Raw genomic sequence first — 22,968 nt, 5'->3', positions numbered from 1 at the left:
CTGAAAAGGCCGTGCGACGCCTCCCGCGACGCTTGTTTCGACAGCCTCAGCCGGTATTGCGCAGGCCCGCGGCGATGCCCGCGACGCTGACCAGCAGAGCCTGTTCCAGAGGGCTTTCCGGCGGATTCTGTTGCTGTCGTGAGCGCGCCAGCAGCTCGATCTGCATCAGGTGCAGCGGGTCCAGATAGGTGTTGCGCAGACTGAATGCCTCCTGGGTCTGCGGGCTGTGCGCCAGCAGCTCGGACTGGCCGGTCAGCCGCTTGACGGCAGCCACCACCTGCGACAATCGGTCACGCAACTCTCCGCCCAGAGCCAGCAGCTGCGGCTCGACCAGGCGCTCGTCGTACCGTCCGGCGATGTCGGCATCAGTCTTGGCCAGCACCATCTCCAGCATGTCGATACGGGTGCTGAAGAACGGCCAGCGTGCGCGCATCTGCGCCAGCTGCTCGCCCTCGCCGCGCGCCAGCGCGCCATTGAGTGCCGCCTCCCAGCCGAGCCAGGCCGGCAGCATGAGCCGCGTCTGGGTCCAGGCGAAGATCCACGGAATCGCCCGCAGGCTCTCGACGCCGCCCTCGCGGCGCTTGGCCGGCCGACTGCCCAGCGGCAGGCGCCCCAGCTCCAGCTCGGGCGTCGCCTGGCGGAAATAGGCGACGAACTGCGGGTGATCGCGCACCACGCTGCGATAGGCCGCCACGCCGTCGGCGGCCAGCCGGTCCATCAGTTCGCGCCAGCCCGGCTCGGGCATCGGCGGCGGCAGCAGCGTCGCTTCGAGCACGGCGGCCAGATAGAGATTGAGATTCTGCTCGGCGATATCCGGCAGCCCGAACTTGAAGCGGATCATCTCGCCCTGCTCGGTGGTACGGAAACGCCCGGAAACCGAACCCGGCGGCTGCGAGAGGATCGCCGCGTGCGCCGGGCCGCCGCCGCGACCGACCGTGCCGCCGCGGCCGTGGAACAGCAGCAACTCGACGCCGTGGGCGCGACAGACCTCCACCAGGCTTTCCTGGGCACGGTACTGGGCCCAGGCGGCGGCGGTAGTGCCGGCATCCTTGGCGGAGTCGGAATAGCCGATCATCACCTCCTGCGGCCCCTGCAACCGGCTGCGATAGCCCGGCAGGCTCAGCAGGCGGTCGACGGCTGGCGCGGCGTTGTCCAGATCGTCCAGCGTCTCGAACAGCGGTACCACGCGCATGGCCCGCTGCAGGCCGGACTCCTTGAGCAGCAGTTGCACCGCCAGCACATCGGACGCGCCATGTGCCATGGAGATGACGTAGGAACCGAGCGACGCCGCCGGAGCCGCTGCGATCACCGCGCAGGTGGCCAGCACCTCGGCGGTATCCGGCGACGGCTGGAAATGCACCGAAAGCAGCGGCCGGCGGTTGTCCAGCTCCTGCTGCAGGAAGTCCAGGCGCCGCGTTTCATCCCACTGGTCGTAGCGCCCCAGGCCGAGGTACTCGGTGATCTCGGCGAGCGCCGCGGCATGCCGGGCGGCATCCTGGCGAATGTCCAGGCGCACCAGATGCAGGCCGAAGGCCGCCACCCGGCGTAGGCAGTCGAGCAGCGCGCCATCGGCAATCACGCCCATGCCACAGGCGTGCAGCGAGCGGTAGCACAGCTCCAGCGGCGCGCGCAGCTCGGCGACATTCTGCAGCACCGCCGGCGGCGCGGCATGGCCATGTTCCAGCGCTGTGTTCGCCCAGTCGCGCGTCGCCTGCAAACGCTCGCGCAGGCGCTTGAGCAACACGCGATAGGGTTCCGAGGTGTCGCCGGATTGGCTCAGCAGTTCGTCGCTGGCCGTCTGCATCGACAGCGCGGTGATCAGCGCCTCGACATCGCGCAGGTAAAGGTCGGCGGCCATCGCGCGCGCCAGCAGCAGCACTTCCCGGCTCACCGGTGCGGTGACGTTCGGATTGCCATCGCGGTCGCCTCCCATCCAGGAGGCGAAGCGAATCGGCGCGGCGTCCAGCGGCAGCGGCCGCCCGGTGCTGGCGCGCAGCGCCGCGTCGGTCTGGCGCAGCACATTGGGCAGCGCCTGCCAGAGCGAATGCTCGATGGCGGCGAAGCCCCACTTGGCTTCCTCCACCGGCGTCGGGCGGTTACGGCGGATTTCCTCGGTGTACCAGATCTCGGCGATCAGCCGCTGCAGGCGCAGCTGAATGTCGGCCTGCTCGGCGGTGGTCAGGTCGGTGTGATCGCGGGCGGCCAGCTGCGCGGCGATGGCGTCGTACTTCTGGATCAGCGTGCGTCGCGACACTTCCGTCGGGTGGGCGGTCAGCACCAGCTCGATTTCCAGCTCGCTGACCTGGCGCGCCAGCGCCTCAGGCGCGTGCCCGGCGCGTTGCAGGCGTCCGAGCAGCTCGGGCAGCACGCCGCTTTCGCACGGCGCCGGCTCGCCTTCCTGCCGGCGCCGCACCGCGTGGTACTGCTCGGCGATGTTGGCGAGGTTGAGGAACTGGTTGAACGCGCGGGTCATCGGCAACAGCTCGCTCTCGTCGAGGCTGTCCAGCGTCTCGGCAAGCTGCTGCGCGCCTTCGGCCGAGCCGCGCCGGGCCGCCTTGGCACCCTTGCGGATGCGTTCGATCTTGTCGAAGAACGCGGTGCCCAACTGCTCACGCACGGTGTCGCCAAGCAGCTCGCCGAGCAGGTGGACGTTCTCGCGCAGACGCGCATCGATTTTCGCCATGAGCGGTTCTCCTGATTGGGGGCCGGGCTGGCGCCGGCGGTCGACGGCGACCGGTGCGCCAGTCTGTGCAACGACGATCGAGCAGCTACGCTCAAGATATCCGCAACCAGAGTGCCTAGCGCCCCCGCTGCTGACAAGGCGCGCGGCGCCGGGCTGCTCGACCCATCGGCGCGAGGTACCACCATGAAGATCTCGGAACTGGTCAATCACTGGGAGAAGGACGCCAAGGGCGCACTGAGTCCGGTGCAGTACAGCATCCCGCTGGATATCGAAAGCGCCGCGCGGCTGGCGGCGCTCGCGGAGATGTATCCCAAGCGCAGCACCGAGGCACTGCTCGGCGAACTGGTCAGCGCCGCGCTGGAAGCGGTGGAGAGCAGCCTGCCATATGTGCGCGGCAGCCAGGTGATCGCCACCGACGAGCAGGGCGACCCGATCTATGAAGACGTCGGACCGACACCGCGCTTCCTTGCCCTCTCGCGCAAGCATCTGCAACGGATGCAGCGCGAGCAGTCGTCGCCGGCGAACTGATTTCGCCTTGCCCAAACCCTCTCCCAGGCGGCCCGTCGCGGCCGCCGCACGCTCTGGCATCGCATTCCGACGGAACGATTAGCGCTAGCGGCCCTCACAAAAACATACCCGGCAGTCAGCAGTCATGGCCCACGAGGCGTGCCCGCCGGGTGATGAACCATTCGCACGTGTCAGGCGATTCCAATGGAGAGAGCCCATGAAGACAGAAACCTCAACGCCCGCTTCGCGCATTCATCTGCCCAAGCTTGCCGCCGTCGCGCTGGGCAGCCTGCTGCTCACGGCCTGTGCCGGCAACCCGCCGAAAGAGCAGTTCGCGGTGACCGAATCGGCCGTGCGCAGCGCCGTCAGCGCTGGCGGCCCGGAGTATGCCGCGGTGGAAATGCGCGCCGCGCAGGAGAAGTGGAAGGAAGCTGAGCTGGCCATGCAGAAGGAGGACTTCGAGCGCGCGCGCATCCTCGCCGAGCAGGCCGAGTGGGATGCCCGCGTGGCCGAGCGCAAGGCAGAGGCGGCCAAGGCGCAGAAAGCCGTCGAGGACGCCGAGCAGGGAATCAACGAGTTGCGCGAAGAAGGTATGCGCAACGTCCAGTGATTCCGGTCATGACCGTCGCCCCATTCTCAGCAAAAGGATGAAACCATCATGCACAAGCTCGTTACCCTTCCGACCCTGCTGGCGCTGAGCATCGGCCTGGTGGCCTGCGCCAACCAACCCAATCCGCAGCTGGAGAAAGCCCGCAGCAGCTTCTCGTCGCTGCAAGCCGACGCCCGCGCCTCCAAGCTCGCCGCGCTGGAAACCCAGGATGCCGGCAAGGCGCTCGATCAGGCCAATAAGGCGTACCTCGACGATGCCGACGAGAAGCAAGTCGATCAGCTCGCCTATCTCGCCCAGCGCCGCATCGAGGTGGCCGAACAGACCATTGCCCTGCGCACCGCCGAGGCGGATCTGGAAAAAGCCTCGGCGCGCCGTGCCGAAGCCCGCCTGGAATCGCGCGAGGCGGAAATCCGCAAGCTGCAGGAGAGCTTGCAGGCCAAGCAGACCGAGCGCGGCACCCTGGTGACCTTCGGCGATGTGCTGTTCGACTACGACCGCGCCGAACTGAAGCCCGGTGGCATGCGCAGCGTGCAGAAGCTGGCCGACTTCCTCAACGAAAACCCCGAGCGCAAGGTGATCGTCGAGGGCTATACCGACAGCAACGGCTCGGACGCCTACAACCTGAGCCTGTCCGAGCGACGCGCCAACGCCGTGCGCATGGCGCTGGTGCAGATGGGCGTCGATCCGCAGCGCGTCGTCAGCCACGGCTACGGCGAGGACTATCCGGTGGCGAGCAACAGCACCTCGTCAGGGCGCGCCATGAACCGTCGCGTCGAGGTGACCATCTCCGACGATGACCGGCCGGTCGCACCGCGTTCCTCGATGCGCTGAACACCGCAGCCAGCGACCGCAGCCGCGATGGCTGCGGTCTTCAGGCGTCCAGCAGGCGCCGGTAGAGTTCCTCCTGCTCGGCGGAAAACGCCACCAGCAGCACCTCCCGCACATGCACCGCAGCAACCAGCCCGCTGCGCAACTCTGTCACGGCGATTCGCGCCGCTGCCTTCAGGGGATAACCGTAGATTCCGCAGCTGATTGCCGGAAAGGCGACGCTGTGGAGCTGATGCTGCTCGGCCAGCGCCAGGCTGTTGCGGTAGCACGCGGCCAACTGCTCGGGCTCGCCCTGCGCACCGCCCTGCCAGATCGGGCCCACGGTATGAATGATGTAGCACGCCGGCAGGCGGAAGCCCGGCGACAGCCGTGCCTCACCGACCGCGCAGCCGCCCAATTCGCTGCAGTATTCGCGCAGCTGCGGGCCGGCAGCCCGATGGATCGCGCCATCTACGCCACCGCCGCCCAGCAGCGAGCGGTTGGCGGCATTGACAACGGCGTCCACCGCCAGTGCGGTGATATCGCCGCGCCAGACGCGGAGCGTCACTGCGCCGCGCCAGCCGGCGGCGGTGCCTCCATGCAGCGCACCGCACGCTTCTTGTTATCTACCAGCACACCGGTCAGGCCCTTCTGCTCGGTATCGAACAGCACCAGCACACCGTCGAGACACTGTGCGACCTGGGTCGCGGGCTTAAGCGACACCCGATAATCCTCGCCGGGAACGGTCTTGAGCATGGTGTAGTCGGCCAGAAGCAGCGCGTCTTCCGGCTTGGCGACGTGTACGTAGCCGTAATAGGACAGCACCGCAACGGTGCCGGCTACGCTACCGATGGCAGTGAGAATCAGCGGAATGACATTGCGTTCGGACATCTCGGCCTCGTCGAAACAAAAGGAGTGCATTGTGGCAAATTCGCCGGACGGCGGCGCGGATCAGTCGCCGCCCGCCCGTGTCTCGCCGCGGGCCTGCCAGGTCGCCGCGTAGACACGCTCGGCCAGCCGCGAGAACGGCAGGCTCTGGATCCAGACGCTGCCGGTGCCCTTGAGGGTGGTCAGCAGCAGCCCCTCGCCGCCGAACAGCATGCTCTTCAGGCCACCGGCAAGCTGGATGTCGTAATCGATGCCATCGCTGAAAGCGACCAGGCAGCCGGTATCCAGGCGCAACGTTTCGTCTTTCAGTTCCTTGCGAATCACCGTGCCGCCGGCATGCAGGAACGCCAGCCCGTCGCCTTCCAGGCGCTGGAGGATGAAGCCCTCACCGCCGAAGAAACCGGCGCCGATGCGCTTGCTCAAGGCGATGCCGACCCGGGTACCGTAGGCCGCGCAGAGAAAGCTGTCTTTCTGGCAGGTCAGCCGGCCGCCGAGAGCGGCGAGGTCCACCGGCACTACCGTGCCCGGATAGGGCGCAGCGAACGCCACCCGCGCCTTGCCCTTGCCGCTGTTGGTGAAGTGGGTGAGGAACAGCGACTCGCCGGTGAGCATGCGCTTGCCCATGCCCCACAACTTGCCGAGTACACCGCTGGCCGAGCCGTCCCCCATGCGAGCCTCGAAGCGCACGCCTTCGGTCATATAGTTCATCGCACCGGCCTCGGCGATCACCGTCTCACCGGGGTCGAGAATGATCTCCACGCTCTGTGCGGACTGACCGAGGATGTCGTATTCGAGCTGATGGCTGGGCATGAAAGTCACCTGCAGTTGGTTGCGCCGGGTGGATCGGACTGCACCGATCCACCGCTCTGGCGGAGGGGAGCGCTGGCTGCGTCAGAGGATGTTGGCGTAGTCCGCTTCGATGCGATCCAGGCTCAGGTGATTGAGGAAGTTGGAGAAGCACATCCACGCCGACAGCGCGTTGAGGTCCTGGAACTGTTGCGGCAGATAGCGCGGCGGCACCACCATCCCCTCGTCCACCAGCTGGCGCAGGGTGCGCATGTCCTCCAGCGTGGTCTTGCCGCAGAACAGCAGTGGGATCTGCTCCAGCTGGCCCTTGCGCACCGCAAGCTGGATGTAGTTGTAGATCATGATGAAGCCCTTCAGGTAGGACAGGTCCTTGGTGAAGGGCAGGCCATCGGGCGTCGAGCCGCGGAACACGCGACTGGCATTGCTGTAGCACTCGTCGTCTGCATAACCCTGCTCGCGGAAGAAGGCGAACACATCGAGGAAGTCGGCACCGTCCTCGGCCATGTGAATGGCCCGCGTGCGATTGGTGAGTTTGCGCAGACGGGTCGGATAGGAGGCGAAGGCAATCACCTCCATCAGGATCGCCAGGCCTTCCTGGGTCACGGTGGAAGACGGCGGCCCCTTGGCGAGAAAGGTACAGATCGGCTGATTGAGTCCATTGAGTGTGGTGCCGACGTGCACCAGCCCCTCGTGGACCTCCAGCGCGCGCACGTCGCGCTCGTTGAACAGCGCGTCGCTGCGGATCTTGATGTAGTCAGCGCCGGCCGCGGCATCGGCGAGGATGCCATCGGACTCGAACACGCGGATCACGCCCTCGCCCTCGCCGAACACCGCATCGAGGCGCTTCTGCAGCAGGGCGACCGCCTGCTTGGCGTCCAGCGTCTTGGGTTCGTCCTTCAGGTCGCTGCGATCGGCGATGTTGTTCAGGTAATCGGAAAGCATCAACCCGAGGTCGGCGAGGGTCGGGTCACCGGCGTGGAAGGCATCGGATGCGGCCCCGTAGAGTTCCTGCGAGATCATGCCGAAGTCCGGCGTGCCTCGCGCCTCGAGCATGCGGATGACCATGCGGTATTCGCGGCACATGCGCCGCATGATCTGCCCGACCGGATTGAACTGGCCGAGCTGGCGCGTGATGTCGCGCTCGATATCCTGGAATTCCTGCTTCTTCGCACCGGAGTCGTAGGCCAGCGGCCGCGCCTCGTAATAGCCGCGGTCCACCGGCGGCAGCTGGCGCCCTCCGGTCGCGAAAAATGCCTGGCGAATACTGTCGTCCCACTTCACCGCATCGAGCACGCGCACCGGAGTCTGCGCATCGACGATACGATCGGACAACGCGCGCACGATCGTCTGATATTCATCGAGATTGTTGCGGTTATTCATCCAGACCTCGCCAGCGAAGGATCGTAGCGTTCAGGTTAGACGCGCGCCGGTGTCGCGGCTGGCGGAGCGCCCCGCGCACGGCGCAGCACTCCCGTCGGCATCAACGGGAGTGCCGGCCGGATCAGACTTCCGGGCGCATGTGCGGGAAGAGGATCACGTCGCGGATCGACGGCGAGTTGGTCAGCAGCATCACCAGGCGGTCGATACCAATGCCCTCGCCCGCGGTCGGCGGCATGCCGTATTCCAGCGCGCGGACGAAGTCGGCGTCGAAGTGCATGGCCTCGTCGTCACCGGCATCCTTGTCCGCCACCTGGGCGTGGAAACGCTCGGCCTGGTCTTCGGCATCGTTAAGCTCGGAGTAGGCGTTGGCGATCTCGCGACCGCCGATGAACAGCTCGAAGCGGTCGGTGACGTTCGGGTTGCGATCGTTGCGGCGGGCCAGCGGCGAGACCTCGAAGGGGTACTCGGTGATGAAGGTCGGCTGCTCCAGCTTGTGCTCGACCAGCTCCTCGAAAATCATCACCTGCAGTTTGCCCAGACCCTCATGGCCGAGCAGCTTGGCACCGGCCTTCTTGGCGATGGCCCGGGCCTTTTCCAGATCGTTGAGATCGGAGGCCGAAATTTCCGGGTTGAACTGGAGAATCGAATCGAACACCGACAGCCGCGCGAACGGCTCACCGAAATGGAACACCTTGTCGCCATAGGGCACGTCGGTAGTGCCGAGTACGGCCTGGGCCAGCTCGCGGAACAGCTCCTCGGTCAGATCCATGTTGTCTTCGTAGTCAGCGTAGGCCTGGTAGAACTCGAGCATGGTGAACTCGGGGTTATGTCGGGTCGAAACGCCTTCGTTACGGAAGTTGCGGTTGATCTCGAACACACGCTCGAAGCCACCGACCACCAGGCGCTTCAGGTAGAGCTCCGGCGCAATGCGCAGGAACATCGGCATGTCCAGCGCGTTGTGGTGTGTCTCGAACGGCTTGGCTGCGGCACCACCGGGAATGGTCTGCAGCATCGGCGTTTCCACTTCGAGGAAGTCGCGCTCGCGCAGGAACTGACGGATGTGCGCAATCACCTGCGAGCGCACGCGGAAGGTCTCGCGCACCTCGTCGTTCATGATCAGGTCGACGTAGCGCTGGCGGTAGCGTTGCTCGGTGTCGGTCAGACCGTGGAACTTGTCCGGCAGCGGACGCAACGACTTGGTCAGCAGGCGCACGCTGTTCATGTAGACGTACAGGTCGCCCTTGCCGGAGCGTGCCAGGGTGCCTTCGGCGGCGATGATGTCGCCGAGGTCGAAGTGCTTGACCGCTTCCAGCTGCTCGGCCGGCAGAATCTTGCGGTCGACGTAGACCTGGATGCGCCCGCTCATGTCCTGCAGGACCATGAACGCGCCACGATTGAGCATGATGCGCCCGGCGACCTTGACCGGAATGGCGGCCGCTTCCAGCTCCTCCTTGGTCTTCTCGGCGTACTGTTTCTGCAGATCGCCTGCATAGCTGTCGCGACGGAAGTCATTGGGGAAGGCATTGCCCTGCTCGCGCACGGCAGCAAGCTTTTCCTTGCGCAGGGCAATCAGCTTGTTTTCTTCCTCTTGGATGGCGTGCTGGTTCAGCGGTTGTTCGCTCATTGCGGGTCGTCCCGGTCAAATCGTTTCAATGGGGTGCTTGCGGCTTGAGGCGTGCAGCTGCTCTCAGAGCCCCTGTTTCAGGCTGGCTTCGAGGTACCCGTCGAGGTCGCCGTCGAGCACCTTCTGGCAATCGCTGCGCTCCACGCCAGTACGCAGATCCTTGATGCGCGAGTCGTCGAGCACGTAGGAACGGATCTGGTGGCCCCAGCCAATGTCCGACTTGCTGTCTTCCAGCGCCTGGGAGGCGGCGTTGCGCTTCTGCATTTCCAGCTCGTACAACTTGGCCCGCAGCATCTTCATGGCGGTGTCCTTGTTGGCGTGCTGGGAACGTTCGTTCTGGCAGGCCACCACGGTATTGGTTGGCACGTGGGTGATACGCACCGCCGAGTCGGTGGTGTTGACGTGCTGACCACCGGCGCCGGAGGAGCGGTAGGTGTCGATGCGCAGGTCGGCCGGGTTGATCTCGATCTCCACCCTGTCGTCGATCTCGGGCGATACGAATACCGCCGAGAACGAGGTGTGGCGACGGGCGCCGGAGTCGAACGGGCTCTTGCGCACCAGGCGGTGCACACCGATCTCGGTGCGCAGCCAGCCGAAGGCGTATTCGCCCTTGATATGCACGGTGGCACCCTTGATGCCGGCAACTTCGCCCTCGGACAGTTCGACGATCTCGGCATTGAAGCCACGCTTGTCGGCCCAGCGCAGGTACATACGCAGCAGGATGTTGGCCCAGTCCTGCGCCTCGGTACCGCCGGAGCCAGCCTGGATATCGAGGTAGCAGTTGTTCGGGTCCATCTCGTGGCTGAACATGCGGCGGAACTCGAGCTTCTCGAGAATTTCGCGCAGGCGTTCCAGCTCGGCGGCGATGTCATCCACCGCGCCCTGGTCGTCTTCTTCGACGGCCATGTCGAGCAGGTCGCGCGAGTCGGTCAGGCTGCCGGTGAGGTCGTCGATGGTCTCGACGATCTGCGCCAGGGTGGCGCGCTCACGGCCCAGATTCTGCGCGTATTCGGGGTTATTCCAGACGTTCGGATCTTCGAGTTCGCGGTTTACTTCGACGAGACGATCATGCTTCTGATCGTAGTCAAAGATACCCCCGAATGGACTGGGTGCGGTCGGACAGGTCCTTGATGCTGTTGAGGATCGGGTTGATTTCCATGGTGGGCAGCACTCGCAATCGGACGTTTCGAAAAGCCGGCGATTATAAACCCAGCGGGCGTGCGCTGACAGCCCGCCGGGACGAACCGGATGCGAGACACTTGCCGATGGTCCGCGCGCGCCGCCGACTCAACCGGCGACCGCGCGCACCTGGCTCTCCAGCTCCGCCTTCAGCTGCGGCGCGAGCTTGAGCTGCCGCGCCAGCTCCTCGAGGTAGGCACGCTCCATGAAGTGTTCTTCGTCGACCATCAGCACGCTGGCCAGATACATCTCGGCTGCCATTTCCGGCGTCTTCGCCGCGACGGCGACCTCGGCCGGGTCGAGCGGCTTGTTCAGCTCGGCATCCAGCCAGCGCTGCAGCTCGCCATCGTCGGTCAGCTTGGCCACTTCGGCATCAATCAGCTGACGCTCGCGGGCGTCGATATGCCCGTCGGACTTCGCCGCCGCCACCAGCGCCTTGAGAATCGCCTGGCTGTGTTCTTCGACCTGCGCTGGCGGCAGGCGGTCGACAGTCTGCGGCGGCTGTTGCGGCGCGTCGGCCTGTTGCGCCTGCCAGTTGCTGTAGGCCTTGTAGGCCAACACGCCGAGCGCGGCCAGGCCGCCATAAGTCACGGCCTTGCCGCCGAACTTGCGGGCCTTCTTGTTACCCAGCAGCAGGCCGATCGCGCCGGCCGCCAGGGCACCACCACCGGCACCGGACAGCACGTTGCCGAGCGAACCGCCCGCGCTGCCACCCAGCAGATCGCCCAGCCCGCCGGCAGCGGGCTTGCCGCCGCCCGCCGGGGTCTGCGGCTTGTTCAGCAGGTCCTGCCCTGCTTTGAGCAGTTGATCGAGAAGGCCACTGGTTTTCATCGACATACCTTTGAATGAGAAAAGATGGATGCGGCGGACGATCGCTCAATCGAGCGTGTCGGGCAACTGGCGGATCGGTGTGTCGCGGTGGGCGGCGCGCACGTATTGCGCAGGCCACGGCACCGCGCGATCGCCCAGATATTCGGCGGCGTGCAGTGGCCAGTACGGGTCACGCAGCAGCTCGCGGGCCAGCAGGATCAGGTCGGCCTGACCGGTACGCAGGATGTGCTCGGCCTGTACCGCTTCGGTGATCATGCCCACGGTACCGGTGGCGATACCGGCCTCTTTGCGCACGCGCTCGGCGAACTGGGTCTGATAGCCCGGGCCGACCGGAATCTCCGCATTGGCCGCAGTGCCGCCGGACGAAACATCGATCAGGTCGACGCCCACTTCCTTCAGGCGCTGCGCCAGCTTCACGGTTTCATCCGGGTTCCAGCCGTCCTCCACCCAGTCGGTCGCCGAAAGCCGCACGAACAGGGGCAGCTCCCGCGGCCAGACCTCGCGCACCGCCGCGGTGACTTCCAGCAACAGGCGGATACGGTTCTCGAACGAACCGCCATAGCGATCCTGACGCTGATTGGATAGCGGCGAGAGAAACTGATGCAGCAGATAGCCGTGCGCAGCATGGACCTCGGCGATCTTGAAGCCGGCAGCCAGGGCGCGCTCGGCGCCGGCGACGAACGCCTGCACCACCTCGGCGATGGCGGCCTCGTCCAGTGCGGTAGGTACCGCGTGCTCCGGCGAGAAGGCGATGGTCGACGGCCCCACCGGAATCCAGCCGCCCTCGGCGACCGGCACACTGCCGTGCTTACCGAGCCAGGGCCGCCAGGTACTCGCCTTGCGTCCGGCGTGCGCCAGCTGCACGCCAGCGACCGAACCCTGCGCCTCGATAAAACGGGTGATACGGCGCAGCGGCTCGACGTGCTCGTCGGACCAGATGCCCAGGTCTTCGGGGGATATCCGTCCGTCTGACGTCACCGCCGTCGCCTCGATGATCACCAGTCCGGCGCCGCCGACGGCGCGACTACCGAGATGCACGAGGTGCCAGTCATTGGCCATGCCGCCCTCGGCCGAGTACTGGCACATCGGCGAAACGGCAATCCGGTTGGGCAACGTCAGCTGGCGCAGGGTAAGCGGCTGGAATAGCTGGGACATGGCGGCCTCGACTGTCGAAATTTCGGTTTGGACAGTATTCAGTAGAGACTGTTTCCGCGCCCCTGCCCAGCCCCGACAGCCAGAATGCGCCGCCGCTCAGGCTGCGCTCACCTGCACCGGCACACCATTGAGCGCCGCGTTGCCGGAGACATCCAGCGCCTGTTCGTCGGTCAGGTCGTTGCTGCTGACACCCGGCTGTTGCGCGGCGACGGCCAGCTGCACACCCACGCGGGCATGGCCCCAGCCGTGCGGCAGGCTGACCACGCCGGGCATCATCTCGTCGCTGCCGAGCACCTCCACCTCGATCAGCCCGACCCGCGAGCGAACCCGCACGCGCTGACCATCGAGCAGCTGGCGCGCCGTCATGTCGGCCGGATGCATCAGCAACTGGTGACGCGGCTTGCCCTTCACCAGTCGCGGATAGTTGTGCATCCAGGAATTGTTGCTGCGCACATGGCGACGGCCGATCAGCAGCAACGCATCGGCGGGCGCCTGCGGCTGCCGGGCGAAGCGCTGCAGGTCTTCCACAAGCAGCAGCGGCGCCGCCTGGATGCGCTGGTTCGCCGTCTTCAGGCGACGCGCGAGGTTCGGTCGCAGCGGCCCGAGATCAAGCCCATGCGGGTAATCCTCGAGCGCCGCCAGGCTCAGCCTGCGCTCGGAGCGATCGCCGTAGGGGCCGTGACGCAACGCCAGATCGATCATCTGCTGCGGCGCCAGCGTCGGTTTCAGCTCGACGCCGGTACGCGCCGCATAGGCCTTGGCCAGCCCGACGAAGATTTCCCAGTCGTCCAGCGCGCCGTCCGGCTTGGCCAGCACCGGCCGGTTGAAGCGCGTGACATTGCGCACGGCGAGCAGGTTGAAGGTGCTGTCGTAATGATCGTGCTCCAGCGGCGCGGTAGGCGGCAGGATGAGATCGGCGTAGCGCGTGGTTTCGTTGATGTAGAAGTCGACGCTGAGCATGAATTCCAGGCCGTCGAGCGCCTGCTCCAGCTTGCGCCCGTTGGGCGTGGAGAGCACCGGGTTGCCGGCCACGGTGATCAGCGCACGCACCTGCCCGTCTCCGGGCTCAAGCATCTCCTCGGCCAGCGCCGCCACCGGCAGTTCGCCGCCGTACTCCGGCAGTTGCGAAACCCGGCTGCGCCAGGCCGCGAAGTGCCCGCCGGTGGTGCTTTCCACCAGATCCACCGCAGGCTCCGTGCACAAGGCGCCACCAACTCGGTCGAGATTGCCGGTGACCAGATTGATCAATTGCACCAGCCATTGGCACAGGCTGCCGAATGCCTGGGTCGAGACGCCCATGCGGCCGTAGCAGACCGCCTTGTCCGCGGCGGCGAAATCCCGCGCCAGTTGGCGGATCGTCTCGGCAGGCACACCGCAGCGCGCGCTCATCGCCTCGGCGCTGAACGGTGCGATGGCCGCGCGCACCTCGACGAGGCCGTCCACCGGAAGCGGTGTGGCGCGTGTCAGCCCTTCCTCGAACAGCGTGTTGAGCAGACCGAACAGCAGCGCCGCGTCCTGTCCCGGACGTACGAACAGATGGCGGTCGGCGATCGCCGCGGTCTCGCTGCGGCGCGGATCGACCACCACCAGCGTGCCGCCCCGTGCGCGCAGCGCCTTGAGGCGCTTTTCCACGTCCGGCACGGTCATGATGCTGCCGTTGGAGGCCAGCGGATTGCCGCCGAGGATCAGCATGAAATCGGTGTGATCGATATCCGGCACCGGCAACAGCAGGCCGTGGCCGTACATCAGGTAGCTGATCAGGTGATGCGGCAGCTGATCGACCGAGGTCGCGGAGAAGCGGTTGCGCGTCTTCAGCAGACCGAGGAAGTAGTTGCTGTGGGTCATCAGCCCGTAGTTGTGCACGCTCGGGTTGCCCTGGTAGACGGCCACCGCGTTGCTGCCATGACGTTCGCGAATCTCGGCGAGCCGTTCGGCAGCCAGCGCGAACGCCTCATCCCATTCGATCGCCTGCCACTGCGAGCCATGCCGGCGCATCGGCCGGCGCAGGCGGTCGGGATCGTTCTGGATATCCTGCAGCGCCACGGCCTTGGGGCAGATATGGCCCCGGCTGAACGGATCGAGCGGATCGCCCTTGATCGAGAGGATGCGCTCGCCTTCGGTCTGGATGGTCAGGCCGCAGATGGCTTCGCACAGGTGGCAGGCACGGTGATGGACGGTCGTCTCGCTCATTTCGGTTTCCCGCATGACGCTGTTGTTGTCCCGCCACTGTAGGCGCGGGCAGCACGCGCAACAATCGAACGTCTGCGGAGAAATGGCGCTGGATTCAGCCGGCCAATCGGCGACGACCGGACGGTCAGCGCGCGGCGATGTGCGCGACCAGCAGCTGCACGCTTTCCTGGCCGCGGTATTCGTTGACGTCCAGCTTATAAGCCAGCTCCGCCCAGCGCACCGTCGGGTTCGGCCAGAGTTCACGGTCGATATTGAAGGCGATGCCGTCCAGGGTCAGCGCACCGCACTCGCTCCTGAGTACCAGCTTGAGGTGACGCTCGCCGACGATGCGCTGCTGCACCAGCTGGAACACCCCGTGAAACATCGGCTCGGGGAAATGCTGGCCCCAAGGCCCGGCGTTGCGCAGTGCGCGCGCCAGTTCCAGATGGAACTCCTCGATGCTGAGCTGGCCATCGGTCAGCAGCCGACCGGTCAGATCGTCCTCGTTGAGCTGGCGGCGCACTTCGGCGTCGAACGCGGCGGCGAAGGCGCCGAAATTTTCCTGCGGCAGCGACAGTCCGGCCGCCATCGCGTGGCCGCCGAACTTGCTGATCAGCCCCGGATGTCGCGCCGCTACCGCATCCAGCGCGTCGCGGATATGAAAGCCCGGCACCGAGCGTGCCGAGCCCTTGAGCTGGCCGTCGCCCGCATCGGCGAAGGCGATGGTCGGCCGGTGATAACGCTCCTTCAGCCGCGACGCGAGAATGCCGATCACGCCCTGATGCCAGTCCGGTTCGAACAGGCACAAGCCGAACGGCAGATCCTCCAGCGGCAGATCCTTGAGCTGCGCCAGCGCCTCGCGCTGCATGCCCTGCTCGATGCTTTTGCGGTCCTGATTGAGCTGATCGAGCTGGGTCGCCATGTCGCGCGCCAGCGCCTCGTCCTCGCAGAGCAGGCACTCGATGCCCAGGCTCATGTCATCCAGCCGCCCCGCGGCGTTCAAGCGCGGGCCGAGGATGAAGCCCAGATCGGTCGAGGTGATGCGCCGATGATCGCGCCCGGCGACTTCGAGAATTGCCCGCAACCCCGGCCGCGCCCGCCCGGCACGAATCCGCGCCAGCCCCTGATGCACGAGGATGCGGTTGTTGGCATCCAGCGGTACCACGTCGGCGACGCTGCCCAGCGCCACCAGATCGAGCAGCTCGGCCAGATTCGGCTCGCTCCAGCCGTTGCGCGCGAACCAGTCCAGCTCGCGCAGCCGCGCGCGCAGTGCCAGTAGCACATAGAAGATCACCCCCACACCGGCCATGCATTTGCTCGGGAAGGCGCATTCGGGCTGGTTCGGATTGACGATCGCATCGGCCGCCGGCAGCTCGTGACCCGGTAGATGGTGGTCGGTCACCAGCACCCGGAGCCCGGCTGCCTTGGCCGCCGCGACGCCTTCGACGCTGGAGATGCCGTTGTCCACGGTCACCAGCAGATCGGGCTCGCGCTGTAGCGCCACGGCGACGATTTCCGGGGTGAGGCCGTAGCCGTACTCGAAGCGATTGGGCACCAGATAGTCGACATGCGCCGCGCCCAGCTGGCGCAGGCCAAGCACGCCGACCGTGCTCGCAGTGGCGCCATCGGCATCGAAATCACCAACGAAGAGGATGCGCTGGCGCTTATCCAGCGCCTCGACCAGCAACTCGACTGCACGGTCGATGCCCTTGAGCTGGTTGTAGGGAATCAGCCGCGCTAGCGCCTTATCCAGCTCGCTGGCCGAGCGCACGCCGCGCGCCGCATACAGACGAGTCAGCAGCGGCGGCAGATCGCCGAGTTCGGGCAGGATTTCAGGTAAAGGGCGGGGTTCGATGCGCATCGGCTGGCTTTCCGGTCACGGCTCTTCGGCACGGGCGCCGGAGAAAATCGGCGCAAAAGCATACAGCAATGCACCGTCGGCAGGCCGCCAATCGCGGTTCAGCCGACCGGCGCCGCTCAGCGCTCGCCCAGCAGCCACTCCAGCGATACCTCGAACTGTCCCCGTTCGTCGGTGATGAACAGCGTGCCGTCGCTGATCATCACGCCCCATTGCAGGCTGCGCGGCAGATCCTTGACCAGTGCGGCAAGCGATTCGGAATCCACGGCAACGATGGACAGGTTCTTCAGGTTGCGCACGGCGTCCACCACCTTGCCCTGCCACACGCGCAGATTGCCGTAGGCCACCAGGCTGGTGCGTTCGGCACGGCGTGAGCACCAAGTCAGACGCTCGGCGTCCGGCTGCCCGACCTCGATCCAGTGCAATACGCGCCCATCGAGACTCTTCTCCCAGAGCGCCGGCTCGTCCACATCGGACAGCCCCCGACCGAACGCCAGCTGCTCGCTGTACCAGAGCGCATAGGCGATCAGGCGCACACCGAGGCGCTCCTCGGTCTCCGAGGGATGCCGGGCGACGGTGAAACGCAGGTTCTCGTACACCCCGCGATCCAGATCGGTGAGATTCAGTTCCACCTTGTACGGCGTGGCTTGCAGGGCCATGAGCGGCCTCCGGTTGAAAAAAGGCGCGCAGTTTATCGCAAAGCTCGAATGGGTCGCGCCGGTCCCGTTGGTGGATGAAGGTTAACGCCATCGGACAGATGGACTTTGACAATCATTCTCATTCTGTTTAGCATCGCACCATCAACAGGCTCAACGGGTATTGCTCATGTACGTTTGCCTTTGCCAGGGTGTCACCGACGGTCAGCTTCGCGAAGCCATTTACGAAGGCTGCTGCAGCTACCGGGAAGTACGCGAGGCCACTGGCGTCGCTAGTCAGTGCGGCAAGTGCGCCTGCGTGGCCAAGCAGGTCGTGCGCGAAACCCTCGGCGAACTCCAGACCGCCCAGGCTGCCCTCGCCTATCCAGCCAGTTTCGCACCCGCCTGAACGGCCCAATCCCCCAAGCCGGGCCATTGCCCGGCTTTTTTATGCCCGCAAATCAAGACATTACTCGCCCGATGCGCAATTAAAACATTCGCATTCAGCTTTAGCCTTTTGCATTCAAGGGCTTAGGTTTGACAGCCTACGGCATCGTGGCCAGACTGCCGCAACGACTCACCTTCTCAGGCAGGGCTAGAACATGAAAGGCGACAAGCTAGTCATCCAGCACCTCAACAAGCTTCTCGGCAACGAACTGGTCGCCATCAACCAGTACTTCCTGCATGCGCGCATGTACGAGGATTGGGGGCTGGAGAAACTCGGCAAACACGAGTACGAAGAATCCATCGATGAGATGAAGCATGCCGACAAGCTGATCAAGCGCATCCTCTTTCTCGAAGGTCTGCCGAACCTGCAGGATCTGGGCAAGCTCCTGATCGGCGAGAATACCCGTGAAATGCTCGAATGCGATCTCAAGCTGGAACAGGGTGGCCTGCAGGACCTCAAGGAGGCCATCGCCTACTGCGAGAGCGTCGGCGATTACGGAAGCCGCGAGCTGCTGGAAGACATCCTCGAATCAGAGGAAGAGCATATCGACTGGCTGGAGACCCAGCTGGGACTGATCGACAAGGTCGGGCTGGAAAACTACCTGCAGTCGCAGATGGACGACTGATCCGACCGCGCGGCAGCCGCAATGAAAAAAACGCCATGCCCGACCGGGACATGGCGTTTTTCTTTATCGGTTCCCGAAGGCGGACATCTGCTGAAGTTGCCCGTCCCGCAGCCGATTGCTCAGGCTTCGCTCTTGCCGACAGCCGACTTGATCAGCGTCTGCAGCTCGCCCTTCTCGAACATCTCCAGAATGATGTCGCTGCCACCGACCAGTTCACCGTTGACCCACAGCTGCGGGAAGGTCGGCCAGTTGGCGTATTTCGGCAGGTTGGCGCGGATTTCCGGGTTCTGCAGGATGTCGACGTAGGCGAACTTCTCGCCACAGCCCATCACCGCCTGGGTCGCGCGGGCAGAGAAGCCGCACTGCGGAGCATTGGGGGAGCCTTTCATGTACAGCAGCACCGGGTTGTTGGCGATCTGCTCTTTGATGGTTTCGATGATGTCCATGGGGTACCTCGGCTAGACGGTTGCCGGGCATTGTACCGGAACTGCATCGCGAAAGCCGAGTGGCGAACTCGGCTTTTAGCAGGCCGCTCCAGCAGGCCGAGCGGCACAGCGGCGGCGCTCCAGCCGCCTGGCGGCGAATTTGCGCCAGTCCGCGATTTGTGGATAAGATCGCGCCTTCCCCGTTTCGTCGCGTCACCGTGCGACTCCTGTCGTCGGTCCCCGTTTTCCCTGGAAAAAGCCACGGATCACGGTCTGCGACATGCAAGGTAGTTGATATGAGCGCACGGCACTTTCTCTCGTTGATGGACTGCACGCCCCAGGAGCTGAACAGCCTGGTACGCCGCGGCATCGAGCTGAAGGAACTGCGCGAACGCGGCGTGCTGTTCGAGCCATTGAAGAACCGCGTGCTGGGCATGATCTTCGAGAAGGCCTCGACCCGTACCCGGTTGTCGTTCGAGGCGGGCATGATCCAGCTCGGTGGCCAGGCGATTTTTCTCTCCCCGCGCGATACCCAGCTTGGCCGCGGAGAGCCGATCGGCGACTCGGCAATCGTCATGTCGCGCATGCTCGACGCCGTGATGATCCGCACCTTCGCTCACTCGACCCTGACCGATTTCGCCGCGCACTCGCGCGTCCCGGTCATCAACGGCCTGTCCGACGACCTGCATCCGTGCCAGCTGCTGGCCGACATGCAGACCTTCCACGAGCACCGCGGCAGCATCGCCGGCAAGACGGCAGCCTGGATCGGTGACGGCAACAACATGTGCAACACCTATATAGAGGCGGCGATCCAGTTCGACTTCCAGCTCAACATCGCCTGCCCGCAGGGTTACGAGCCGGATGCGGCGTTGCTTGCGCAGGCCGGCGAGCGTGTCCGCATTACCCGCGACCCGCGCGAAGCGGCGGCCGGTGCGCATCTGATCAGCACCGACGTCTGGGCCTCGATGGGTCAGGAAGACGAGGCTGAGGCCCGCCTCGCCACCTTCCGCCCCTACCAGGTCGATCGCGCCCTGCTCGACTGCGCGGCGGCCGATGTGCTGTTCATGCACTGCCTGCCGGCACACCGTGGCGAGGAAATCAGCCAGGATCTACTCGACGATCCGCGCTCGGTCGCCTGGGATCAGGCAGAGAACCGCCTGCACGCGCAGAAGGCCCTGCTCGAATTCCTCGTCGAACCGGCTTATCGCCACGCATGAGGCACGAGCCGCTGTTGCTCCTGCGCGACCTGGCCTGCGGCTATGGTGCGCAGCGCGTCGTGCAGAACCTCAACCTGCACCTGAATCGCGGCGACATCGGCTGCCTGCTCGGCCCTTCCGGCTGTGGCAAGACCACCACCCTGCGTGCCATCGCCGGTTTCGAGCCGGTCCACCAGGGTGAGATCCGACTGGGCGAGACGGTCATCTCCCGCGCCGGCTTCACCCTCGCCCCGGAGAAGCGCCGGATCGGCATGGTCTTCCAGGACTATGCGCTGTTCCCGCACCTGACGGTCGCCGAGAACATCGCCTTTGGCATCCGCAAACACCCGGAACGCCAGCGTATCGTCGAAGAAATGCTCGAACTGGTGCACCTTTCCACGCTTGGCCGGCGCTATCCGCACGAACTCTCCGGCGGCCAGCAGCAGCGCGTCGCCCTGGCCCGCGCCCTGGCGCCGGAACCTGAATTGCTGCTGCTTGACGAGCCGTTTTCCAACCTCGATGTCGAGTTGCGCCGACGCCTCAGCCACGAAGTGCGCGACATCCTCAAGGCACGTGGCACCAGCGCGATCCTCGTGACCCACGACCAGGAAGAAGCGTTCGCCGTCAGCGATCAGGTCGGCGTCTTCCATGACGGTCGGCTGGAACAATGGGACACCCCCTTCAACCTCTACCACGAGCCGCTCACACCTTTCGTCGCCAGTTTCATCGGCCAGGGGTATTTCATTCGCGGTCAGCTGATCGACCCGGAAACGGTGCAAACCGAACTTGGCGTGATTCACGGTAACCGTGCCTATACCTGGCCAGCCGGCAGCTCGGTGGACGTACTGCTGCGTCCGGACGACATCGTCTACAGCCCGAACAGCCCGCTACGCGCGCAAATCATCGGTAAGACGTTCCTCGGCGCCTCGACGCTCTATCGCCTGCAGCTGCCGACCGGTAACCAGTTGGTGACCATCTTCGCCAGTCACGATGACTACCTCACCGGCCAGGAAGTCGGCATCGCCATCGCCGCCGACCACCTGGTGGTGTTTCCTGCCCAGGGCAGCATCGACGCCCGGGAGACCCTGCCCTTCGCCGCAGCGCCGCTCTAGGCCTACGGCTTACCGATACCGCGACGACTGAGGAATCGGCTCAGCGGTCCGCGCGACCACCGGGCATCACTTCTGCCGGCGCAGGCGAAAGAATTCGCGCAGCATTTCGCCGCATTCCTGCGCCAGCACGCCGCCCTCGACCAGCACCCGGTGGTTGAGAAATTCTTGCGCGAAGAACTGCCCGCGACTAACCACCACGCCGGCCTTCGGCTCGGTGGCGCCGTACACCACGCGCTGAATGCGCGCGTGCACGATCAGCCCGGCGCACATGCTGCACGGCTCCAGCGTCACGTACAGCGTGCTGCCCGGCAGCCGGTAGTTCGCCACGGCCTGCGCGGCATCGCGGATGGCGACCATCTCAGCGTGGGCGCTGGGATCATGGCGGGAGATCGGGCAGTTGAAGCCACGCCCGATGATCTGTCCGTCCTGCACCAGCACGGCACCCACCGGCACCTCGCCCAGCGCCGCGCCCTGTTCTGCCAGCGCCAGCGCCTCGCGCATGAAATGCGCGTCCTGGCTGCGATCGATGATTGGCGTTTTCTTCATGAGGTGAGAACCGTGCGCTGGACTAAACCACTTCGATCGCGGCCATCAGCCCGGTTTCCATGTGGTCGATGACATGGCAGTGGAACATCCACACGCCCGGATTATCCGCCACCAACGCGATGCGAGCCGTTTCGTTGCGGCCGAGCAGGAACGTGTCGGTGAACCAGGGATCGATCTTCCGGCGATTCGAGGAAAGCACCTTGAAGGCCATCCCGTGCAGATGAATCGGATGCTGGTATTGGCTGAGGTTGCGCAGCTCGAAGATGTAGTGACCGTTGCGTTTGAGCGTCGCGATCGGCCGCTCGGCACAACTTTTGTCATTGATGTCCCATGCCTGGCCATTGATCTGCCAGAACGTGTAGGCGCCGCCCTGCTCGGCATCGGCCGACAGGTTGCCGGCCCACTCGAAGTTGAAGCGCAGCGTCTCGGCCCGCTGCAACTCCGGCTCCGACAGCGGATTGGCCGGCAGCGCCGGCGGCCAGTCGCCGCTCGCCTCGGCGTGGGCGACCGCGCGCAGCGTCGCCAGACGCAAGGGCCCGTTGCGTAGCGACAACTGCGTACCCGCCGCCGGCACGCGCAGCGCCAAGTCGATGCGCATGCCAGGGCCGAGCCAGTATTCCTTGCCCAGCGGCCGAGGCGTGATCGGATGGCCGTCCAGCGCATAGATGCGCGCCTCGCCGTTCGGCAGATTCAATCGATAGGTCAGGGTGTTGTCGAGGTTCAGCACGCGCAGTCGCACGACCTGCCCGGCCGGCAGATCGAGTACCGGGGCGTGACGGCCGTTCACCGTCGACAGCACACCGGGCGTACCACCGCGGGCCGCCTCGCGCGGCACGCTGAACTCGGTGAATGCGCCCTGCTTGTCGACGTGCCAGCTCTTCAGGCTCAGCGTGCGTTCGTGGCGAAAACCACTCGGCTCGCGCTCCTCGACGATCAGCGGGCCGACCAGTCCACGCCCGAGTTGCTCGCTGCTGGTGGTGTGCGGGTGATACCAGAAGCTGCCGGCATCGTGCAGCTGGAAGCGATAGTCGAAAAACTCGCCGGGCAACACCGGCAGCTGCGACACGTAGGGCACGCCGTCCATCTCCAGCGGCAGGCGGATGCCGTGCCAGTGGATGGTGGTGGGCTGCGGCAGGTGATTGATGAAGCGCACCCGCAACCAGTCGCCCTGGCGGCCGCGCAGCTCCAGGCCCGGCGCCTGGCCGCCGTAGGCCCAGGCGGGCGTGGCATGCCCGGGCACCAGTTCGACATCCAGCGGCGCGGCGATCAGCTCGTAGTCGTGCGTGGTGACATCGGCCGGGCGGCCAAGCCAATAGCGCGCGCCATTGGCGGCCAGGCCGACCACACCGAGGCCGGCCAGGCCGGCGAGAATCTGTCTACGGGTAAAGGACATTGCATGGGCTCCAGCCAGTGCGAATTCATGGGCCCATCAGGCTCGACGCGCCTCTCTGCGGAAGCTGCGCACAGCATGAGGGCAGCCTGG

The 22,968-nt window shown here is 65.5% G+C and carries 22 protein-coding genes; 7 read left to right on the top strand and 15 right to left on the bottom strand.

Features of this window, described 5'->3' with window-relative positions:
• Positions 1-46 precede the first annotated feature (46 nt).
• Positions 47-2,683 (bottom strand): phosphoenolpyruvate carboxylase, encoded by a 2,637-nt coding sequence (gene ppc, locus U8L64_RS07895; RefSeq protein ID WP_333395882.1) that lies wholly within the window; start codon positions 2,681-2,683, stop codon positions 47-49.
• A 183-nt stretch (positions 2,684-2,866) separates the two neighbouring features.
• On the opposite strand from ppc, the gene U8L64_RS07890 reads away from it, so the two are divergent.
• The 3 genes from U8L64_RS07890 to U8L64_RS07880 all read left to right on the top strand — a co-directional run bounded on the left by U8L64_RS07890 (position 2,867) and on the right by U8L64_RS07880 (position 4,631).
• Complete coding sequence (locus U8L64_RS07890; RefSeq protein WP_043297256.1) at positions 2,867-3,211, top strand: hypothetical protein; 345 nt, start codon at positions 2,867-2,869, stop codon at positions 3,209-3,211.
• A gap of 196 nt (positions 3,212-3,407) precedes the next feature.
• Positions 3,408-3,800: a DUF4398 domain-containing protein gene (locus tag U8L64_RS07885; RefSeq protein WP_043297257.1), complete on the top strand. Its 393-nt coding sequence runs from the start codon at positions 3,408-3,410 to the stop codon at positions 3,798-3,800.
• Between the two features lie 48 nt (positions 3,801-3,848).
• Positions 3,849-4,631: an OmpA family protein gene (locus U8L64_RS07880; protein ID WP_043297258.1), complete on the top strand. Its 783-nt coding sequence runs from the start codon at positions 3,849-3,851 to the stop codon at positions 4,629-4,631.
• 40 nt (positions 4,632-4,671) lie between these two features.
• Here the strand turns inward: U8L64_RS07880 and U8L64_RS07875 are convergent, their stop codons facing one another.
• The 11 genes from U8L64_RS07875 to U8L64_RS07825 form a co-directional block, all read right to left on the bottom strand.
• On the bottom strand, positions 4,672-5,175 hold the full coding sequence (locus U8L64_RS07875; RefSeq protein WP_333395878.1) for an O-acetyl-ADP-ribose deacetylase: 504 nt from the start codon (positions 5,173-5,175) through the stop codon (positions 4,672-4,674).
• Positions 5,172-5,498 (bottom strand): hypothetical protein, encoded by a 327-nt coding sequence (locus U8L64_RS07870; protein WP_333395876.1) that lies wholly within the window; start codon positions 5,496-5,498, stop codon positions 5,172-5,174. The genes U8L64_RS07875 and U8L64_RS07870 overlap by 4 nt, the downstream gene beginning before the upstream one ends.
• A gap of 60 nt (positions 5,499-5,558) precedes the next feature.
• Entirely contained in the window at positions 5,559-6,305 is a 747-nt protein-coding gene (locus tag U8L64_RS07865; protein ID WP_054093306.1) for a TIGR00266 family protein, read from the bottom strand.
• Positions 6,306-6,386: 81 nt separating this feature from the next.
• On the bottom strand, positions 6,387-7,682 hold the full coding sequence (locus U8L64_RS07860; RefSeq protein WP_043297262.1) for a flavohemoglobin expression-modulating QEGLA motif protein: 1,296 nt from the start codon (positions 7,680-7,682) through the stop codon (positions 6,387-6,389).
• A gap of 121 nt (positions 7,683-7,803) precedes the next feature.
• On the bottom strand, positions 7,804-9,306 hold the full coding sequence (lysS, locus tag U8L64_RS07855; RefSeq protein WP_043297263.1) for a lysine--tRNA ligase: 1,503 nt from the start codon (positions 9,304-9,306) through the stop codon (positions 7,804-7,806).
• A gap of 63 nt (positions 9,307-9,369) precedes the next feature.
• Positions 9,370-10,465 (bottom strand): peptide chain release factor 2 gene (prfB, locus tag U8L64_RS07850; RefSeq protein WP_139346429.1). Its coding sequence is split into 2 segments (ribosomal slippage): positions 9,370-10,392 and positions 10,394-10,465, totalling 1,095 coding nucleotides; the frame shifts between segments, so codons are not numbered across the junction.
• A 128-nt stretch (positions 10,466-10,593) separates the two neighbouring features.
• Positions 10,594-11,316 (bottom strand): tellurite resistance TerB family protein, encoded by a 723-nt coding sequence (locus tag U8L64_RS07845; RefSeq protein ID WP_077682940.1) that lies wholly within the window; start codon positions 11,314-11,316, stop codon positions 10,594-10,596.
• 45 nt (positions 11,317-11,361) lie between these two features.
• Positions 11,362-12,471 (bottom strand): NADH:flavin oxidoreductase/NADH oxidase, encoded by a 1,110-nt coding sequence (locus tag U8L64_RS07840; RefSeq protein WP_054093310.1) that lies wholly within the window; start codon positions 12,469-12,471, stop codon positions 11,362-11,364.
• 96 nt (positions 12,472-12,567) lie between these two features.
• Entirely contained in the window at positions 12,568-14,661 is a 2,094-nt protein-coding gene (locus tag U8L64_RS07835) for a molybdopterin oxidoreductase family protein (RefSeq protein WP_333395869.1), read from the bottom strand.
• Positions 14,662-14,785: 124 nt separating this feature from the next.
• Positions 14,786-16,501: a single-stranded-DNA-specific exonuclease RecJ gene (recJ, locus tag U8L64_RS07830; RefSeq protein ID WP_077682938.1), complete on the bottom strand. Its 1,716-nt coding sequence runs from the start codon at positions 16,499-16,501 to the stop codon at positions 14,786-14,788.
• Positions 16,502-16,617: 116 nt separating this feature from the next.
• A complete protein-coding gene (locus U8L64_RS07825; RefSeq protein ID WP_003289283.1) occupies positions 16,618-17,157 on the bottom strand; it encodes a YaeQ family protein in 540 nt (179 codons plus the stop codon).
• Between the two features lie 166 nt (positions 17,158-17,323).
• Here U8L64_RS07825 and U8L64_RS07820 point away from each other — a divergent pair, with 166 nt between their 5' ends.
• Together U8L64_RS07820 and bfr are read left to right on the top strand one after the other, a co-directional pair.
• A complete protein-coding gene (locus U8L64_RS07820; protein ID WP_008570411.1) occupies positions 17,324-17,542 on the top strand; it encodes a bacterioferritin-associated ferredoxin in 219 nt (72 codons plus the stop codon).
• A 193-nt stretch (positions 17,543-17,735) separates the two neighbouring features.
• Positions 17,736-18,206 (top strand): bacterioferritin, encoded by a 471-nt coding sequence (bfr, locus tag U8L64_RS07815; RefSeq protein ID WP_008570412.1) that lies wholly within the window; start codon positions 17,736-17,738, stop codon positions 18,204-18,206.
• 119 nt (positions 18,207-18,325) lie between these two features.
• On the opposite strand, the gene grxD is transcribed toward bfr, so the two are convergent.
• The gene (gene grxD, locus U8L64_RS07810; protein ID WP_008570413.1) at positions 18,326-18,652 is read right to left on the bottom strand and encodes a Grx4 family monothiol glutaredoxin; all 327 of its coding nucleotides are present in this window, start codon (positions 18,650-18,652) and stop codon (positions 18,326-18,328) included.
• 275 nt (positions 18,653-18,927) lie between these two features.
• Between grxD and argF the strand changes: the two genes are divergently transcribed.
• Both argF and U8L64_RS07800 read left to right on the top strand, forming a co-directional pair.
• On the top strand, positions 18,928-19,848 hold the full coding sequence (gene argF, locus U8L64_RS07805; protein WP_008570414.1) for an ornithine carbamoyltransferase: 921 nt from the start codon (positions 18,928-18,930) through the stop codon (positions 19,846-19,848).
• Positions 19,845-20,939, top strand: a complete 1,095-nt coding sequence (locus U8L64_RS07800) for an ABC transporter ATP-binding protein (RefSeq protein WP_273525599.1) — start codon at positions 19,845-19,847, stop codon at positions 20,937-20,939. Before argF ends, U8L64_RS07800 begins: the two co-directional genes overlap by 4 nt.
• Positions 20,940-21,005: 66 nt before the next feature.
• On the opposite strand, the gene tadA is transcribed toward U8L64_RS07800, so the two are convergent.
• Both tadA and U8L64_RS07790 read right to left on the bottom strand, forming a co-directional pair.
• Entirely contained in the window at positions 21,006-21,485 is a 480-nt protein-coding gene (gene tadA, locus U8L64_RS07795) for a tRNA adenosine(34) deaminase TadA (protein WP_043297270.1), read from the bottom strand.
• Positions 21,486-21,507: 22 nt separating this feature from the next.
• Positions 21,508-22,878: a multicopper oxidase family protein gene (locus tag U8L64_RS07790; protein WP_043297271.1), complete on the bottom strand. Its 1,371-nt coding sequence runs from the start codon at positions 22,876-22,878 to the stop codon at positions 21,508-21,510.
• Positions 22,879-22,968 lie beyond the last annotated feature (90 nt).

This window comes from Pseudomonas sp. FIP_A4 (assembly GCF_036701605.1).
GTDB classification, from domain to species: domain Bacteria; phylum Pseudomonadota; class Gammaproteobacteria; order Pseudomonadales; family Pseudomonadaceae; genus Stutzerimonas; species Stutzerimonas phenolilytica.
The sequence above is the reverse complement of the archived record's forward strand: the minus strand, read 5'-3'. Positions and strand labels throughout refer to the sequence as shown.

What these genes read in the sequence shown, in the direction of transcription:
- ppc (WP_333395882.1), bottom strand. Translation starts at nt 2,683, where the DNA reads ATGGCGAAAATCGATGCGCGTCTGCGCGAGAACGTCCACCTGCTCGGC.
- U8L64_RS07890 (WP_043297256.1), top strand. Translation starts at nt 2,867, where the DNA reads ATGAAGATCTCGGAACTGGTCAATCACTGGGAGAAGGACGCCAAGGGC.
- U8L64_RS07885 (WP_043297257.1), top strand. Translation starts at nt 3,408, where the DNA reads ATGAAGACAGAAACCTCAACGCCCGCTTCGCGCATTCATCTGCCCAAG.
- U8L64_RS07880 (WP_043297258.1), top strand. Translation starts at nt 3,849, where the DNA reads ATGCACAAGCTCGTTACCCTTCCGACCCTGCTGGCGCTGAGCATCGGC.
- U8L64_RS07870 (WP_333395876.1), bottom strand. Translation starts at nt 5,498, where the DNA reads ATGTCCGAACGCAATGTCATTCCGCTGATTCTCACTGCCATCGGTAGC.
- U8L64_RS07865 (WP_054093306.1), bottom strand. Translation starts at nt 6,305, where the DNA reads ATGCCCAGCCATCAGCTCGAATACGACATCCTCGGTCAGTCCGCACAG.
- U8L64_RS07860 (WP_043297262.1), bottom strand. Translation starts at nt 7,682, where the DNA reads ATGAATAACCGCAACAATCTCGATGAATATCAGACGATCGTGCGCGCG.
- lysS (WP_043297263.1), bottom strand. Translation starts at nt 9,306, where the DNA reads ATGAGCGAACAACCGCTGAACCAGCACGCCATCCAAGAGGAAGAAAAC.
- U8L64_RS07845 (WP_077682940.1), bottom strand. Translation starts at nt 11,316, where the DNA reads ATGAAAACCAGTGGCCTTCTCGATCAACTGCTCAAAGCAGGGCAGGAC.
- U8L64_RS07840 (WP_054093310.1), bottom strand. Translation starts at nt 12,471, where the DNA reads ATGTCCCAGCTATTCCAGCCGCTTACCCTGCGCCAGCTGACGTTGCCC.
- U8L64_RS07835 (WP_333395869.1), bottom strand. Translation starts at nt 14,661, where the DNA reads ATGAGCGAGACGACCGTCCATCACCGTGCCTGCCACCTGTGCGAAGCC.
- recJ (WP_077682938.1), bottom strand. Translation starts at nt 16,501, where the DNA reads ATGCGCATCGAACCCCGCCCTTTACCTGAAATCCTGCCCGAACTCGGC.
- U8L64_RS07825 (WP_003289283.1), bottom strand. Translation starts at nt 17,157, where the DNA reads ATGGCCCTGCAAGCCACGCCGTACAAGGTGGAACTGAATCTCACCGAT.
- U8L64_RS07820 (WP_008570411.1), top strand. Translation starts at nt 17,324, where the DNA reads ATGTACGTTTGCCTTTGCCAGGGTGTCACCGACGGTCAGCTTCGCGAA.
- bfr (WP_008570412.1), top strand. Translation starts at nt 17,736, where the DNA reads ATGAAAGGCGACAAGCTAGTCATCCAGCACCTCAACAAGCTTCTCGGC.
- grxD (WP_008570413.1), bottom strand. Translation starts at nt 18,652, where the DNA reads ATGGACATCATCGAAACCATCAAAGAGCAGATCGCCAACAACCCGGTG.
- argF (WP_008570414.1), top strand. Translation starts at nt 18,928, where the DNA reads ATGAGCGCACGGCACTTTCTCTCGTTGATGGACTGCACGCCCCAGGAG.
- U8L64_RS07800 (WP_273525599.1), top strand. Translation starts at nt 19,845, where the DNA reads ATGAGGCACGAGCCGCTGTTGCTCCTGCGCGACCTGGCCTGCGGCTAT.
- tadA (WP_043297270.1), bottom strand. Translation starts at nt 21,485, where the DNA reads ATGAAGAAAACGCCAATCATCGATCGCAGCCAGGACGCGCATTTCATG.
- U8L64_RS07790 (WP_043297271.1), bottom strand. Translation starts at nt 22,878, where the DNA reads ATGTCCTTTACCCGTAGACAGATTCTCGCCGGCCTGGCCGGCCTCGGT.